At 48.1% G+C, this 16,970-nt stretch carries 11 protein-coding genes; 6 read left to right on the plus strand and 5 right to left on the minus strand.

Annotated features, from left to right (window positions below; translation table 11 throughout):
- Positions 1–117 precede the first annotated feature (117 nt).
- Positions 118–3,192 carry a SusC/RagA family TonB-linked outer membrane protein gene (locus BUB18_RS20865; protein ID WP_073084823.1) on the plus strand — a complete coding sequence of 1,025 codons (3,075 nt, stop codon included), beginning with the start codon at positions 118–120 and terminating at the stop codon, positions 3,190–3,192.
- A gap of 19 nt (positions 3,193–3,211) precedes the next feature.
- Positions 3,212–4,723, plus strand: coding sequence for a RagB/SusD family nutrient uptake outer membrane protein (locus BUB18_RS20870; protein ID WP_073084824.1), 1,512 nt, complete (start codon positions 3,212–3,214; stop codon positions 4,721–4,723).
- A gap of 73 nt (positions 4,724–4,796) precedes the next feature.
- Here the strand turns inward: BUB18_RS20870 and BUB18_RS20875 are convergent, their stop codons facing one another.
- Complete coding sequence (locus BUB18_RS20875; protein ID WP_073084826.1) at positions 4,797–7,229, minus strand: DUF4982 domain-containing protein; 2,433 nt, start codon at positions 7,227–7,229, stop codon at positions 4,797–4,799.
- An 89-nt stretch (positions 7,230–7,318) separates the two neighbouring features.
- On the opposite strand from BUB18_RS20875, the gene BUB18_RS20880 reads away from it, so the two are divergent.
- Positions 7,319–7,975 carry a hypothetical protein gene (locus tag BUB18_RS20880; protein ID WP_073084828.1) on the plus strand — a complete coding sequence of 219 codons (657 nt, stop codon included), beginning with the start codon at positions 7,319–7,321 and terminating at the stop codon, positions 7,973–7,975.
- 459 nt (positions 7,976–8,434) lie between these two features.
- On the opposite strand, the gene BUB18_RS20885 is transcribed toward BUB18_RS20880, so the two are convergent.
- Complete coding sequence (locus BUB18_RS20885; RefSeq protein WP_073084830.1) at positions 8,435–8,671, minus strand: hypothetical protein; 237 nt, start codon at positions 8,669–8,671, stop codon at positions 8,435–8,437.
- Positions 8,672–8,951: 280 nt separating this feature from the next.
- Here BUB18_RS20885 and BUB18_RS20890 point away from each other — a divergent pair, with 280 nt between their 5' ends.
- Positions 8,952–11,159 (plus strand): hypothetical protein, encoded by a 2,208-nt coding sequence (locus BUB18_RS20890; RefSeq protein WP_073084831.1) that lies wholly within the window; start codon positions 8,952–8,954, stop codon positions 11,157–11,159.
- On the opposite strand, the gene BUB18_RS20895 is transcribed toward BUB18_RS20890, so the two are convergent.
- Positions 11,154–11,927, minus strand: a complete 774-nt coding sequence (locus BUB18_RS20895) for an SDR family oxidoreductase (RefSeq protein ID WP_083550410.1) — start codon at positions 11,925–11,927, stop codon at positions 11,154–11,156. The two genes, BUB18_RS20890 and BUB18_RS20895, sit on opposite strands and share 6 nt — an antisense overlap.
- A 78-nt stretch (positions 11,928–12,005) precedes the next feature.
- Complete coding sequence (locus BUB18_RS20900; protein WP_218588073.1) at positions 12,006–13,172, minus strand: glycoside hydrolase family 27 protein; 1,167 nt, start codon at positions 13,170–13,172, stop codon at positions 12,006–12,008.
- Positions 13,173–13,321: 149 nt separating this feature from the next.
- Between BUB18_RS20900 and BUB18_RS20905 the strand changes: the two genes are divergently transcribed.
- On the plus strand, positions 13,322–15,403 hold the full coding sequence (locus tag BUB18_RS20905) for an eCIS core domain-containing protein (protein ID WP_073084834.1): 2,082 nt from the start codon (positions 13,322–13,324) through the stop codon (positions 15,401–15,403).
- A 55-nt stretch (positions 15,404–15,458) separates the two neighbouring features.
- Here the strand turns inward: BUB18_RS20905 and BUB18_RS20910 are convergent, their stop codons facing one another.
- Positions 15,459–16,010: a serine O-acetyltransferase gene (locus BUB18_RS20910; protein WP_073084836.1), complete on the minus strand. Its 552-nt coding sequence runs from the start codon at positions 16,008–16,010 to the stop codon at positions 15,459–15,461.
- Positions 16,011–16,151: 141 nt separating this feature from the next.
- Here BUB18_RS20910 and BUB18_RS20915 point away from each other — a divergent pair, with 141 nt between their 5' ends.
- Positions 16,152–16,970, plus strand: a complete 819-nt coding sequence (locus BUB18_RS20915) for a helix-turn-helix domain-containing protein (protein WP_073084838.1) — start codon at positions 16,152–16,154, stop codon at positions 16,968–16,970.

The following is a 16,970-nucleotide window of genomic DNA, read 5'->3' on the forward strand; positions in this document are numbered from 1 at the left end:
GGGGCAATAAGATTATCCATTTTTACGATTTTATTATCCATCGGAGCCACGTTTATTGACAATTAACTTAGCCAAACAGTAAGTCCAACTAAAATCTGAAAAACTAAACATTCCCGTATGATTAAGTACACCGGGGTGAGCATCTCACCACCTGCCTGGGCCAGGCATGCGATTCTTTTATTTTTTATCCTCTGCACGCTCGCAGTAAATGCACAGAAAAAAATTACAGGTAAAGTAACGGAGGATGGCACCAGCCAGCCTGTGTTCGGGGCTTCCATCCAGGTAAAGGGTACCACCCGTGGCGCCATTACGGATGAGAAAGGCCAATTCTCTCTCTCCGTAAATCCGGGTGATAAATTACTCGTTTCGTCGATGGAATTTGAATCCCAGGAGGTCACCGTTGGGGCAGAAAATACCATTCATATAGTTTTGAAAAAAAGCACTGCCGGCCTTAATGAGGTAGTGATCATCGGTTATGGTACCGTTAAGAAAAAAGACCTGACGGGTTCCATCGCAACTTTAAAAGGCGGTGATATTAAAACAGAAGGCGCCAGCAACGTGAGCAGGGCCTTGCAGGGCAAACTTGCAGGTGTTACCGTGGAAGCCGCCGGCGGTGATCCGGGAGCAGGCATGCGAATACTGGTACGTGGTGTAGGTACTTTTAACAATGCTAATCCACTCTACCTGGTAGATGGTGTGCAGGTGAACAATATTAACAACATTGCACCCGGCGACATTGAATCCATGGATGTACTCAAAGACGCCTCTGCCGCCGCTATCTATGGCTCCCGTGCTGCAAACGGCGTAGTGCTCGTTACTACCAAGTCCGGCAAAAACGGCCCTCCTGTAATCCAATTCAATGCCAACTTCGGTTCACAAAAACTGATTAAGAAATATGATGTACTGAATGCACAGGAATGGGCAACAGTAAGTAATATGGCGCATGATAACGCTGGTTTAGCTCGACTGGATATTGCTGCTAACCCCAATCAACTGGGTGCAGGTACCGACTGGCAGGATGCCATATACAGAACCGCCATGATGCAGCAATACAACCTTTCTGTAAGCGGCGGTACGGAACATACCCGTTATAGCTTCTCCGGTCAGTACAACGATCAGGATGGTATCGTAGACGTAACCGGTTATAAACGCTACGGCATCCGCGAAAAAACAGAAACAACCAAAGGCCGCCTCAAAGTGGGCCAGTCCCTCATCCTCACTCGCGAAAACTGGACTAAAATGCCAGGTGGCTGGGGTGGCCAGGGCGGTAACCCGGTTGGTTCTGCAGTGAAAATGATCCCGGTGTTTAACATCTATGATGAAAACGCTATAGGTGGCTACTCAGGCGCCAGCGGCCCAGTAGTAAACGTGGCTAATCCGGTAGCTCAATTGCATCTGGAAGACATCACTACCAACGTGACCTCTATCATTGCCAATGCGTTTGCGGAATTAACCATTTTGCCTGAACTCAAATATAAATTCAACCTGGGCTACACGGATGCATTTATTTCTCATAAAGATTACACCAGGCGCTACGAAGTGGGTGGTCTGTTTGCCAATCCTACCAACAATCTCGCCCAGGCCAGTAACAGGTACAACCTGGTGATGGCGGAAAACACACTGAACTATGCCAAAGACTTTGGAAAACACAGCTTCCAGGCGCTGGCTGGTTATGCTTACCAGAAATATGTAAGAGATTCCTCTGCGTCTGCAAAAAATGACCTCGCTGATGGTATCAGTGAACTGGATAATGGTGCAATAATCTCCGCTGTAAGCGGCAATAAACTTGTAAGCACACTCGTTTCTCTGTTGGGACGCGTGATCTATTCTTATGACAACCGCTACCTGCTTACTGCCAGCTTCCGCCGCGATGGCAGCTCCCGGTTTGCACCAGCTTATCGCTATGGTAACTTCCCTTCCATCGCAGCAGGATGGAATATTTCCAATGAGAAATTCTGGTCCCTATCTCCAGCTTCCGTTTCTATGCTGAAACTACGTGGTAGCTACGGTATATTGGGCAACCAGGAATTTGATGACTATGGCTATGCCGCGGTTATCAACTCCAACATTAATTATGTTAATGGAAATCAGTCCAAATGGTTTGGCGCAATCCAAACCACCTATGCATCTCCGTATTTAAAATGGGAAAATACTGAAACCGTTGATGTAGGTATTGACGCTGCTTTCCTGCATGATAAATTAACGCTCACTGCTGACTACTTCCGCAAAAACACCACCGACCTGTTGCTAAAGGTGCCTATTCCCGGATCTGCCGGTTCCGCTGCCGACCCATTTGTAAACGGAGGTAATATCCTCAATAAGGGTGTAGAAATGGGCATTGGCTACAATGATAAAGTTGGTGCTGTCAGCTATAGCGTAAGAGGAACCTTTTCTTCAATCAAAAACAAAGTACTGGCACTGGGAACCGGTACACAGCAAATCGCCGGTGGGCAGCCTACACACCATGGTGCGGATGCAACACTTACGCAGGCAGGTGGCGAAATCGCTGCTTTCTACCTGATCAAATCCCTTGGCATTTTCCAGTCACAAGAAGAAATTGATGCCTATAAAGGCAAAGATGGACAGCTAATCCAACCTTCTGCCAAACCTGGCGACATCAAATTTTTCGATGCCAACGGAGACGGTACTATCAGTAATGCCGATCGCCTCGATATGGGCAGCTCTTTCCCTTCATTCGAATACGGCCTGGGTATCAACCTCAATGCGTATAATTTTGACCTAAATCTGTTTTTACAAGGCACCCAGGGAAATAAAATTTATAATGGCCTGCGCCAGGACCTGGAAGGCATGAACCTGGAGTATAATTATGCCCGCACTACACTCAATGCGTGGACACCGACTAATACCAATACAGACATGCCACGTGCGGTGATAGACGATCCAAACTTCAACGCCCGGACCTCCTCCCGCTTCCTGGAAAACGGTTCTTACTTTAGATTTAAAACCTTACAGCTGGGTTACACAGTACCGACCAGGCTGCTGGAGCGTGCTAAAATAAGCAGTCTTAGAGCCTACCTGAGCGCCGACAATCTGTTTACCATCACCAAATACAAAGGATTCAACCCGGATATTGGCAGATCCGGCAGCATTCTGGACAGAGGTGTAGACTTTGGTCACGTCTCCTATCCGCTTGCCCGCACACTTTCTGTTGGTATACAACTGTCCTTGTAATTACGTAAAAATTCAACGCATGAAAAAGATATTGATTTCGGTCGCGGCCACGCTGGTATTTGCCAGCTGTTCACGCGATACGTTAGACCTGACTAATCCGAACCAAATTACTACTGAAACTTTCTGGAAAACAGAGAGCGACGTCAAGAGTGCACTGGCAGGCACCTATGGCCTCTTTAAAAATGTAAACGGAGGCTTATGGGGTGTTCGCGGTGTAGAATTATCCAATGGCCGCGGGGATGATTTTTTCATCCGAAACGACGTGGCAGCGCTGTATCAACTGTCGACTTTCACCAATACGCCCGACAACGGGGTATCTGAAGGTGTTTATAACGTGTGCTACCGGGCAATTTTCCGCGCTAACCAGATACTGGAAAACGTTAGCAAAGTGGGACTGGAAGCTGATAAAGAAAAAGCATATATAGCGGAAGCTAAGTTTCTTCGCGGCCTTAACTACTTTATTCTGGTAACTAATTTCGGAGATGTAGCCATACGTACCAAGGTGCCTGTTGTAACTGATGACTATTTTGTTGCCAAATCACCTGAAAAAGACGTTTGGGCTCAGGTTATAAAAGACTTTACAGAAGCAGCAGCAGACCTCCCAGTAACCAACTATGGCAGAGCAACCAAAGGGGCTGCACTCGGTATGCTCGGTAAAGCCTACGTATACACGAAGGATTATGTCAATGCAGCAACCATTCTGCAATCGCTCACTATGGCGCCATTCAACTACTCACTTACAGCCAATTATGAAGACAACTTCAAAGAAGACACAGAAAACAACAGTGAATCGCTCTTCGAAATTCAACTGTCAGACGTAGGTGGTACCAATCCTTGGGCGGGTGAAAACGCCAACGAAACACTGGGCGTTACCACCGCACAGGAATTTGCCCCCGGGGAGGTGGCTGGTTGGTTTGAAGTTAGTCCTACCGACAAACTTTTTAACGAATTCCAGAAGGAAAAAACCACTACCAATGAACTGGACCCACGCATGTACGCCACATTGATATGGGATTATCCGGGTGCTACTTTCTATAACAAACCATTTACTGCTTTCAAACTCCAATTCGGTTTTAAATCCATGTTTAAAAAATACCAGAATTATACGCAGAATAATGAGTTGAAAGGTAGTAAAGGTGGCGACTATACCTCGAGTATTAACGAACGCGTACTGCGTTATGCGGATATTGAACTGCTCCTGGCAGAAGCACTTACTATGCAAGGCAGAACCGGTGATGCTTATTCTTATTTACAGGATGTAAGGTCCAGAGCTAAACTGGGTCTACTTGCCAATGGCCTCGGTCAGGATGCCATGATGGCTGAAATCAGACACCAGCGTATGATTGAGTTTGCCCGTGAAGGACAACGATTTTATGACCTGAAAAGATGGGGACTGCTACAGCAGGAAATCACCAATAGTGATAAAGTAGGTAAACAATATTTTGTGAACGGGAAACATGATTACTTCCCTATTCCACAAAGTGAAATCACTACCAATGCGAAAATGGAGCAGAATGAAAGATGGAAATAATATTTTATTATTAAAAAGTAACCGGGTCCACAGGCCCGGTTACTTTTCAAATTAACCAGCGCACAATTGCACGTTAATTTGAAAGCATACTGATTTTAGCTGTTTTTACATGTTGCCCCTTCACTGTTAACTGTATGTCGCCCGACTTCTTCGCTGACTGCACCACCACTACCAACTTCCCGCTAAACGTTTTCATGGTTGGCAAATGAAATAATTCCAGCGAGGTAGCATCGCCATTGCAGGCCGCACGAAACCTACCGCTACCTGTTACAGAAAATTCCAGCTGTTCTGCCGCATCCGGGCAAACATTCCCTTCCTTATCCAGTACTGTTACGGTAACAAAGGAGAGGTCGTTACCATCGGCCTTCAGCTGCTTCCTGTCTGGTTCCAATAACAACTGATAAGGCTGGCCTGCCGTTACAATGCTTTGTTCCGCAGCAGGTTTACCATCTTTCCCAAAAGCCACTACTTTGACGGTACCTGGCTCATAGGTTACGTTCATCCACATGAGTCGATACCTGTTTTGCGGGGAACTGCTGTCTTTCTTCTGTATCCCTTTACTTTTACCGTTGATAAACAGCTCGGCGCTGTCGTAGCTGGTATATACAAATACCGGCGTGGTTTCCCCTTCCCTGCCGGGAAAATTCCAGTGTGGCAATAGGTGTAACGTAGGCGATGTTGTATTCCATACACTCCGATACAGGTAATAACGGTCCTTGGGAATCCCTGCCAGGTCGCACAATCCGAAGTAGGAACTGCGGGAAGGCCATTTATCATCATACGGTGTAGGCTCGCCAAGGTAGTCGAAGCCCGTCCATACAAACTGGCCGATCACCCATGGTTTATCCTCCTGTAAAATAAAATCTTCCTCCGGCAGATTAGACCAGTTGCAATATTCCATATCATAGGAGGAAGATTGCAGGTCCTCGTACTGCTTGTCTTTTGCTTTCACCACCGGGAAATGATAGATCCCCCGGGAACTCACGGTAGATGCAGTTTCGGAGCCGAGCAGGAGCCCCTGGGGAAATGCTTTATACGCTTCTTCGTATAGGTGTGTGCGGTAGTTTAATCCGGGAATGTCCAGCACTGCACCAAAGCCGGAGGTCATGGTAGCTTTTACCTGGTCCATGCCCACGGTCACCGGCCGGGTAGGATCTTCGCGATGGAAGATATCCTGCAGCCACCTGGCCCGTTTAACTCCTTCGGATCCCCATTGGTCGGGCACTTCATTACCGGAGCTCCACATCACAATTGACGGGTGATTGCGGGTGGCATGGATTAAATTGACCACATCTTTTTCTGCGTCAGTATTGAAAAATCGCGCGTAACCGTTTTTAACTTTGGGCTTTGCCCATTCATCAAAGGTTTCGGCGAGGAACATAAAGCCCATTTCATCTGCCAGTTCCAGCTGCTCCCGTGAAGGCATATTGTGGGAGCTGCGGATAGCGTCGCAGCCAAGGTCTTTCAGTATCTGCATTTGCCGGCGTAAGGCTGCCTTATTAACGGCGGCACCTAATGGCCCCAGGTCGTGGTGCAGGCATACCCCTTTAAATTTCCTCACTTTGCCATTCAGGGAAAACCCGGTGGCGGGATCGTATTTAATAGCGCGTATCCCGAATACAGTGGTCACGGAGTCCTTCAGCTCCCAGCCCTTATACAGTTTGGTTACGGCTTTATACAGTATAGGCGTTTCCGGACTCCATCGGGAGGGATTTTGTACAGAAATATTCCGGTCGAACTCATTTCCCCATGCAGTATAGGCCGTATCAGCGGACACAATAAATCCTTGCGGATGCAGGATTTGCGTAACCAGGGTAAGGCCTTTACCACTTACCCTGGTTTTGATATTTACTTTTGCAAATTCATCTGTAATAATCGGAGTGGTGATGTAGGTACCCCATTCATCCACGCTTTCCGCATTTTTTACAATTACACTTACATTGCGGTACAGGCCTGCGCCCGGGTACCAGCGGGAGGATTGTTCTTCATTTTGCAGGTGTACTGCCAGCAGGTTATCCTTTCCAGGCACATAGAGGTCCGTCACATCCAGGTAGAAATAATTGTACCCGTAATGCCACTCTCCTGCCTTTTTTTCGTTGAAGTATACCGTAGGTTCGCTCATGGCACCTTCAAACAACAGGAGTACCTTTTGTCCTTTTTTGTAGTTGGGGAGATGAAATGTTTTCCGGTACCAGCCTTCGCCAATATAGGGCAATGCACCCGTGCGCCCGGTTTTCTCGGAAGACACCTGCTCGTTATTCTGCGTGATAGCCACGTTTTGCTTGTCAATTTCCTTGTCGAACGGACCGTAAATAGCCCAGTCATGCGGCACCGACACCGTTTGCCAGCTTTTATCATCGAAGTTCAGCTGCCAGGCGAGGTCATTTTTACCCCTGGAAAATTTCCAGCCATCATGCAGCTCCGTTACTTCCCTCACTTGCGCGGAAGCGATATTTACCAGTAATAATTGCAGAAGAAGCAGTTTTTTCACACGGGAAAAAGGCATAGTGTATTAATTAATTGTTAGCCTGACAATTTATAAAATTATTAGCAATGCAAGGGCTATAAGCTGGTAAAAACTTACATTTACATACCATGACAACCATACAGCAGATCAGGCGATTATACCAGCTCCCGGAAGTCCCGGAGCAGGGCTATACTTCCGAAGAAATGGCGGCATTCGGATTTACATTACCGGCAGCCTTGCGTAACTATTACCGCACACTGGGAAAAAACGATATTGTAAACCGCTCCCATAACCAGCTGCTGACGCCGGAGCAATCAGGCTTTTCGGACGACCGCTATTTTGTTTTCTACGAGGAGAACCAGGTAGTGGCTTACTGGGGCATTAAAGAGTCAGACCTGTTGGCCGATAACCCGCCTGTATATGGGAATTACCATCCGGGCGGCACGGAATGGTTTATGGACGCGCCTACAGTAGACAGCTTCCTGCTGCTGATGGCCATTTACAACGGTACATTGGGTGGCTTGACCTACAACGCCAATAGTTTCGACACAGTATCGCCGGAAGTGAGGAGTTACATTGAAAATAACTGGGAAGAAGTAAAGGGCATCACTTTACAATCACAACGGATCTTTACGGATAATTTTGAGGAGGTGATCAGCGTGTCTGTGGACGAGCAAGGCCAATGGTCGGGCATTTTCATAGGCACGCAGCAAGATGAACGCTTCGAAGCTTTACTCGAACGCCTGGATATTGACTGGGATTACATCTCTACAGAAGATGAATAAGCGTACAGAAATGTACACCTGCCTGGCGTTTTCTATGGTTTTGCTGAATTATTATGGCGATTTATTGGCCATTTTAATCCGCGAAATATAAACACCCCCTGAGATTTTCTGTGGTTTTGCTGAATTATTATGCCGATTTATTAACCATTTTAATCCGCGAAAAATATACACCTGCCTGGCGCTTTCTATGGTTTTGCTGAATTATTATGCCGATTTATTGGCCATTTTAATCCGCGAAAAATATACACCCACCTGGCGTTTTCTGTGGTTTTGCTGAATTATTATGGCGATTTATTGACCATGTTAATCCGCGAAGTAGAGACGCCTCGCAGGCGTCTATTTGAGTAAATCTAATTCACCATCTCCGCTTTAATCAATTAGATATAAGCGGAGATTATGTTTGATAGACGCCTGCCAGGCGTCTCTACGCGGGTATGGAAAAATCCTGCGCAAACAAATTTATACCCCTCTCGACTTCAGCTCCTCTCTGATCTTTTTCAAGTTAGTGATATTGAGGATTAAAATCGGCAGCAACACTACAGGCATAATGTTCATGGTAATGGTGCCTTTTTTACCCCACATCACGATAGATAAAATAATGATGGCAAGCAATACGACACCCAGGCCAATGGATGCTCCTTTTAATACTTTCTCTGTTTTTTGTAATTGTGCGGTGCTCTGTTCAGAAAGGTTCATACCAGGTTTATAAATAAGGACACTACAAATATGCAATTTCCGGCTCGCGAATGCAAGCAGTCAGTTTTTTTTGACTACAGATGCGGCCGCTTTGCAGGAAGGGGAACACAGGCATGCAGTATTTTCTACAATTTTATTTCAGGCAGATGTCAGACTAGCATATTTACCAGCATTTTCGTACCTGTTGCAAGTCCATCAACAGCAGCACACTATTTGTAATAACTCCTAACTGGAACTCCTTTCAACACATGCGGGAACCATTGCACTAAAACAAAAATTTATGAAAGGCATATCGACCCAGGCCATCCACGTGTATACGCTCTTTAATAAAGCCATCCCCAAGCCACAGGCGGCATTTCAAATCGGCACCCTCCAATATGAGATAGTCCAGGATGCAGGAGACATCTGGTTGTTAACCACCACTTCCACCTCACATCGGGTGGCCTACCGGATAATCCACTCCGGCGCTCCCAGTCTTCGCATTACGGCACTTGACAAAACGAGAGGGGAAGTAACCATCCAGGCAACCTGCGATGCGGGTGTTTACACCGCGGTGCTAACTTGTTTTACGGACGAAACTGGCTGCCACCTCAGCACTACCTTCTCCCCAACTTATGAGCAATATTTGCAGCCATGGGGAAGAGACGTATACCCGTTACCGTATGATAACAGCATCACTGTTCCCGCTGGCAGCATTCACTACAACCAGGTTGCTGCCAGAACAGGCTTACTGTTTTTCAGTTCCGGGGAAACGCCGGAAACACTGGTATTATACTGGCAAAATCTCAGCGCCCTCTCGCCTTACTGCGAGGCAACGCAAACCAGCGTAGCCGGCACGGTTGGCGGAAACTGGCCGGAAGTTGGATTTCTGCTGCCCGGCAGCGCGGAGCACCTGCTGCAACCCGGCACTAACTACATCATCAACGATGCTTATATATTGAGCGAGCCAGCAAACGGAGCCGACACCGAAGCAATTAGCGCCGCCTTCATGCATATGCTGGCAGTGTTATACAAAAAAATCCCACGGCCGGAACTGGGTTACTTCCATTGGCCGGAGATTGCGGACTGTAGCCTGAAAGAGCTGGCACAAAATCACGGCTGCTGGCAAAATGTGAAAGATAAATCTTACCTGAATGCTTACTACTGTGATTACGACAATCCCGCTGAAATCATGGTACAACTGGCTGTACTGCGGCCGCTGAAAGAATATAGCCAGTATAAGGGGATGAATATTCCCCTTATCAATGACCTCTGTGACAACGTATATACGTTTTACGATGAACGGCTTAAAACGTTGGTACGGTGGCTCCCCAATATGTCGGACCAGTTGAAAAACGATGAGGATCATAAGGAGCCGGAAGTGATGGACAGCTGGTACCTGTACCATCCGATGATGCACCTGCTGGCCTGCGAGCAGATGGGCATTCATCTTCCTGATTCACAAACGCGAAACATGCTGGAATTTGGCATGCGCGTAGCCAGGCACTTTAATTACGAATGGCCGGTGATGTATAATATCTACACGCTGGAAGTAGTACGGGCAGAGGCCCGGGAAGGCGAAGGAGGCGAAAATGATGTACCTGGCTTATATGCCTACGTCATGTTAAAAGCCTGGGAATTATACCAGGAGGATAAATACCTGAGAGAAGCCTATCAGGCAGCCGGAAAGCTTTTCAACAAAGGCTTTAAGCTCATGTACCAGGCAAACAATACCGCTTTTGCAGCGGTGGCAGCGCTGAAGTTATACCAGGCTACCGGCGAACAGCGCTTTGCTGCGGCAAGTGTGTCCTGTATCGCAGCTTTGTATTCGAACATGTGGATATGGCACTGCGATTATGGACATGGGAAAAATTGGAATTCCTTCTTTGCCGTATTTCCGCTCAGGGAAGCGCCATATACCGCCGCGTATGAAGAAAATGAGGTGATGATGGCATTAACAGAATACCTGGAGCTGGCCACAGCACTGGACATCCAGGAAGATGTACTTTTTATGGTTTGTGAATTTCTGAAATATCTGCCAGGACGCTGCTTTTATTACTATCCGTTTAACCTCCCTGAAGATATGGTGTCCGACAAACCGAAGGAAGGGCAGCCCATGCGCCATATTTATATTCCGCTGGAGGATTTGCAGGAAGGCTGGAATCAATCCGGCACCGTGGGTTTGGAAATTTATGGTGCGGGTATTCCTTTCAGTATTTACACCCGGTACTATCATCAGTTGCCGGACAGTGGCATACTTATATATGCTGCCCTGCCCATTAAAAGTACTGTGGCCGCTGCAAATGGAAAATATACCATTACTTTTTATGGAACGGCCGACAATACAGGAATTTGCAGGCTGATACCCGCCGACTCGTCCGTGACGCTGCGTGCGACGATCGCCCGTGCCGGTGCCGCGGTTGCATACAGTACTACCCCTGAAAAGCACCTAAAATTTGAGGTGAGTGGTAGTGATGAAATTACGATTACGTTACAGACAGATTTATAGCTTTTGATTCAACGGCAACACCTGGCTCATCATGGTATTTACATACCAGGGCTGTGTGAGAATAAACCATACCATCAGCGCAATATCTTCGCCATGGATAATGGTGCCTTCTTCCAGCATTTGTGTACGTTTTTCCTCAGGCATTTCATGGAGGTCCGTAGATACCAGACCAGGTTCCACCAGTGACACTTTAACAGGTTTGTCTTCCACCTCTTTGCGTAACGCCTGCACAAAGGCCCGAATACCTGCTTTAGTAGCCGTATACACGGAGCTGTTTTTATCTTTCACTTCCGCACTCATGGAACCTATGAAAATCAGTTGTGCCCTGTCTTTAAAGCGGGCCATGGCTTCGTGTGTGCAGGCCATGTATGAGAGGAGATTGGTTTTAATCACATAGTCCCATTCCTCATAACTGCCTTTGTCGACCCCTTGAAAAGGCAGGCCCACGTTGTTGATCAACACATCCAGTCCGCCCAGCTCCTGGTCTACTTTCGCAAAAACGGTGGCTATGCCGGCAGCGTTACCGGCATCTGCAATAAAACCTTTTACGAGCTCCTTGCCGGTACCTTCATTGGCTTGTTGTAAGGCATCGTTGAGCTCCTTTTCGTGGCGACCAAAGATCAATACCTGTGCACCGGCCTGTGCGAGCATTCTGGCGATGGAGCGACCTATACCGGTGGTGCCGCCGGTGACCAGCACACGTTTGCCGGCAATATCGCAATAAGTGAAGCCTTGCGGCATTTGGAGAGTTGTACCTGTATGCATCATAACCTATAATTTTTGATAAATACAGGTACTGAAATCGTGCCGGAGTGCAGTCAGGGTCAGGCATTCCGGCCATTGCAATTACTCGTTGGTACGCAACAAAACAATACCATGTACCGGTATTTCAAATTTGCGGACCTTACCAATTTTCCCCAGGTCTGCCTGTTTCCACAAGTCGCGTATTTTTGTTTTTTCGGAGAGATTAAATTTGCCTGGGGTAAAAGAGTACGTTACCGGTGCATCACTTCTATTCAGTATGGCTACGGCGTGACCTTCATTTAGTGATTGCCCCAGCCGGCGGGTCCATACTTCGATTTTTCCGTCAGTAAATACGCGGCGGGCCTGTTCAAAGCCAGGGTCCTGGTTGATGGCGATAACTTCTTTGTTTTTGAGTATGCTAAGTGTTTGCGCGGACATATTCCGCAGATCATTGCCTGCCAGCAGTGGGGAGTTGAGCATACACCACATGCTGAAATGTGTTTTATCTTCTTCGAAGGTCATACCGCGGCCTACCTGCAACATATCCATATCATTGTAATGCCCGGCAGAAGAGTATTTATACAAATCTGCGTTGAGGTCGATGATGTGCATGATGGAGGAAAACTTTGCACTGATATCGCCTGAAATCCGCCAGGAGTCGGCCACTTTAATGGCCCAGTCGCCCGGAAACTGCCAGCGGCAGATGTTGAATACGATATCCTTGTTGAGGGTGCTGATTCGATCAATGATTTTCAGGTACTCAGTTTTCTCATCCAATCCCATTTTTTCACCACCACACCAGTCCACTTTCAGGAAGTCGTAGCCCCATTTAGTGAAAAATGATTCGCAGTCCTGGTCCAGGTAGGCATACATTCCCACGCCGATTCCTTTTTTATCATTATCCCAGATGGAGCCGCATGTGTTACGTCCGGCATCAGAATAGATACCAGCTTTCAGGTGTTTGCTATGGATATAATCCGCCAGTGCTTTCATACCGGAAGGGAACTTGGTGCTATCTTCATAGAGATAGCCGGCGGCATTGCGGCCACCGAAATAACCATCGTCAATATTGATGAAGCGGTACCCGACATCGTATAATCCCGAAGTGATCATTGCGTCCGCCTGTTCGCGGATCATTTGTTCGTTGATATGTATTCGAAAGTTATTCCAGCTGCTCCACCCCATGATCGGTGCGCGGGCATGCTGCGCGTGGAGATCCGTTACATTCAATAATAATCCGAATGTCAAAACGGCGAAAATTCTTTTCACGATACTCATTGTTCAGTTTTCTAAGCTATAAAGATAAAAAAGCAGGTGGTAATCTTCCGGGATGTGGAAATTATTCGGTAACTTCAGTAACATGCGCACCGGAAATTGTGCGTGAATTGTAACCCCATCATTGACCCCAATCTGATCTTATGTCGCAGCATGTTGTTTCCGAACATCAGGCGCAGCCCGTAACAGCAGCCGCTAACCGGGAAATTGCCCACAACACAGATGAAACTGATCATACGGAACTAACTGTCAGGGAATTTATTCCTATACAGTTTAAACTGTCGTTAGGCAGTGTGGATGATCCATTGGAAGCGGAGGCTGACCAGATGGCGGACCGTGTTATGCGGATGCCGGAGGGTAGCGATGAGAAAGAGCAGGAGCAACGCAAGCAGGCAACGCAGATCCAGCGTAAATGCTCGGCGTGTGCGGAGGTGCAGGTGCAGCGCATGCATGAAGATGGCAATGAGGAGGAGCACGTGCAGCAAATGCCGGCAATGAAAATCCAGCGTAAATGTGCAGCGTGTGAGGAAGAAAAGGTGCAGCGAATGCCGGAAGGTGACAATGAGGATGAGCAGGTACAACGCAAGCCGGCAACGAAAATCCAGCGTAAATGTGCAGCGTGTGAGGAAGAAAAGGTGCAGCGAATGCCGGAAGGTGACGGTGAGGACGAGCAGGTACTGCGGATGTCAGCAACGAAAATCCAGCGTAAGTGTGCAGCGTGTGAGGAGGAACATGTGCAGCGCATGCATGAAGAAAGCAAAGACGAAGAGCAGCTACAGCGCCGGCCTCAAATGCCGTTCCTTCAACGAAAGGAATCCGGACCAACGGCGGTGGACAGTGGTACTGCCCGGGAGATCAACAGCAGCCGGGGTGGTGGTAGCCCTATGGACAGGCCGGTGCAATCGTTCATGGAAAGTCGTTTTAATGCGGACTTTTCCAGCGTAAGAATTCATGACAATCAGCAGGCCGCCGGACTTTCCAGTTCCCTGCAGGCGCAGGCCTTTACGGTGGGTAACGACATTTACTTCAACCAGGGCAAGTATGCACCGGGGACAGATGAAGGAAAGCATCTGCTGGCGCATGAGCTCACACATACCTTGCAGCAGTCCGGCGGCAGCACCGCCGTGCAGCGGCGTACAATACCACAGGACTTTGCCACAGCCGCCTATCCTACCGGACCCGTTTGGGATGTGCATCTGGTAGTAACCGGCGCCCCCGGAGGAACGACCGATTCCGTGACTGATTTCATCAATGCCTGTCACGATGGTATAATGGGTGCCGCCAACACCCTTGGCACCAGGCCGAGTGTTCCGGGCCGGAACATACGTGTATGCATCCGGTACAGGCGCATACGAGCCAATAGTGGTGATTATGCGGATGTACAGCAGGAAGCGTACCGGCTGGCATTGGCTTCCGTGCTGGGCCCCGCCCCTGCACCCGCTCCAACGCCGCCACCCTCCACACCAGCACCTACCCCACCAACACCGGCGCCACGCGGACCGCTGACGGTACTGCCCTGCCCTGCCTTTCCCATAACGATTGGCAGTCGCGGTGGCTGCGGCACAGGAGATGACGCCACCACTACGTTATTCCCCTTATCCGCTGTACCTTCTTCGCTGGCAAGGGAAGCGGCAGCATTGGATGCCCTACCGGATTTCATGCTTCGCGTTGCTCCTCAGGGCGTATTAAGCACCGCAGGTGCACCGGAAGGCTACTCCCTGTTCAACGACTTCTATAACTCCACCGCCTCCAGCAGAACATTTGGCGTTGGAACGGATGTATCTACCCGGGCGCAGGCCCATCCTGATTATATCCGTAACCGTGGTGTCGTGTCAGCGGGCTTTATAACCAATCTCGATGCACAGGCCACAGCTGCCAATCAGATCGATTGCTCCGCAATTACGCTACCCACTACACCGGCTTATAATTTCAGTGGTTCTTTCGACATAAAACTCTGGACACTGATCGGTGGTACACAGGGAACAGTGATAGAGCTGACGGGCATGACGATTGACCCGGCAGCCAGAACGTACACTGCTTCGGTAAGATTTACGATTTGTGACGACTTTGGAGTAGACACCTCTGACCTTTCCAGAACGGGCGTTACGGGTACGATGCTCAATGAGTTGTTGCTGCCATTCTGGATATTACAGCACCGGAGATCAGGCCATACGCCGCTGGTGATTAATGTGGTGGTAGAGGATACGATTTCAGGGCCGTTTTAAATAATACGGGCGGGGACCTGTAGATCCTCCGCCCGATTGCATGTATGATGTAGGTTTATAAGCTTAGTACATTATTGATATACCCTTCACAAGGGTTTTCCTTACTGATAATTTTGGCCGGATTGCCCAGCACCAGTGAGTTTTCCGGCACATCCATGTTTACATAGGCATTGGGTGCAATGAGCACATTGTTGCCGATATGAATATTTCCCACGATGACCGCACCTGTTCCCATCCACACATGATCTCCAATGGTGGGGTAGCCTTCCAGCTTACCCCGGTTGGCCTGGCCAATGGTTACATTATGAGCAATATTGCAGTTTTTTCCGATCCTTGCTTTCCCATTGACCACAATAGTGCCGTGGTGGCCGATAAAGAAACCTTCGCCAATGGTGGTGCCAACAGGAATCTGAAATCCGAATTTATAGGAATATCTTCTGCGCAGCCATGAAAAAAACAGGCGTTTCAAGGAATACCTGCCCCCCTGCGATGCCTGCCGGAATACGTACATATAGCGGAACCCGGGCTTCCGAAACCCTTTGATCAGCCCTTTGGTACCGGATAAACCGCCGTACCGGAAAAGGTCCGCCTGAATTGTTTTGTTCATCTAATTAGTCGTCGATATGGTTAAAGAAATAGTAACGGGTTAATGGTTTTTCAAAATTCGCTCTTTCCTCGCAAATTCCAGACCAGATAATATTGTTAAAAGATTAACTTTATAAACCATAAGTTATTAGACCCGGCCAACATGCAATTCTTACCATCTGCCATCTTAGCGCCCTATATTAAAAGCTATACCGTTGTCACCATTGAAAAAGATATCGACAACGAAGTGTTTTATCCCAGCGGATATGTGGACCTCGTCATCAATATTTCCGCCGGGATGGCGGCTACGATAATTAACGGGAGGAAAAAGGAAACGCCGGCCATTGAATTACTGGGGCATCTCACTCTCCCTACCCGTTTAACAGTCAAAAAAGGTACTACAGTACTAATCGCCCGCATCTACCCTCACGCATCTACGTTGTTTTTCCCATACCCCTTGTCGGAGTTTACCAACTACGCTACTGACATGTACGATGTACAGCTGCTGGAAAGCCGGGAACTCTACCATAAGGTGATGGAAGCGGAGCCGCTGGCGCAAAAAATCAGGGTATTGGAAGATTACCTCCTCCTGCAGCTGGCGAAGAATGAAAAGCAACTGAAAAAAATAACGCTGGTACAGCAATTATCCCGTCAGGTGTTGTCAGGCCCTGCGCAGCTGGATTTGTCCTCTTTGTCGCGGGATGCCGGCATATCAGCCAGGTACATCCAAAAGCTCTACTTATCCAATATTGGCTTAAGCCCGACGGCTTTTGCCGCTATTGTCCGGTTTAACAGGAGTTTGCAAATGGTATTGCATTCCCCGGTTCCGCTCACGGCCATTGCCTATGAGTGTGGTTATTATGATCAGGCGCATTTCATCAGGGAGTTCCGTAGGTTCACCGGCATTACTCCTTCCGAAGCGCGGCGTTCGCTCACAAAAAATGATGAGGCGTATCAGCAGGCGGTGAATATTGGGTTTTAA

Source organism: Chitinophaga jiangningensis (assembly GCF_900142605.1).
GTDB lineage: Bacteria > Bacteroidota > Bacteroidia > Chitinophagales > Chitinophagaceae > Chitinophaga > Chitinophaga jiangningensis.

Bases quoted from the DNA above. Each gene is read 5' to 3' on its own strand.
- BUB18_RS20865 (WP_073084823.1), top strand. From the start codon at position 118: ATGATTAAGTACACCGGGGTGAGCATCTCACCACCTGCCTGGGCCAGG.
- BUB18_RS20870 (WP_073084824.1), top strand. From the start codon at position 3,212: ATGAAAAAGATATTGATTTCGGTCGCGGCCACGCTGGTATTTGCCAGC.
- BUB18_RS20875 (WP_073084826.1), bottom strand. From the start codon at position 7,229: ATGCCTTTTTCCCGTGTGAAAAAACTGCTTCTTCTGCAATTATTACTG.
- BUB18_RS20880 (WP_073084828.1), top strand. From the start codon at position 7,319: ATGACAACCATACAGCAGATCAGGCGATTATACCAGCTCCCGGAAGTC.
- BUB18_RS20885 (WP_073084830.1), bottom strand. From the start codon at position 8,671: ATGAACCTTTCTGAACAGAGCACCGCACAATTACAAAAAACAGAGAAA.
- BUB18_RS20890 (WP_073084831.1), top strand. From the start codon at position 8,952: ATGAAAGGCATATCGACCCAGGCCATCCACGTGTATACGCTCTTTAAT.
- BUB18_RS20895 (WP_083550410.1), bottom strand. From the start codon at position 11,927: ATGATGCATACAGGTACAACTCTCCAAATGCCGCAAGGCTTCACTTAT.
- BUB18_RS20905 (WP_073084834.1), top strand. From the start codon at position 13,322: ATGTCGCAGCATGTTGTTTCCGAACATCAGGCGCAGCCCGTAACAGCA.
- BUB18_RS20910 (WP_073084836.1), bottom strand. From the start codon at position 16,010: ATGAACAAAACAATTCAGGCGGACCTTTTCCGGTACGGCGGTTTATCC.
- BUB18_RS20915 (WP_073084838.1), top strand. From the start codon at position 16,152: ATGCAATTCTTACCATCTGCCATCTTAGCGCCCTATATTAAAAGCTAT.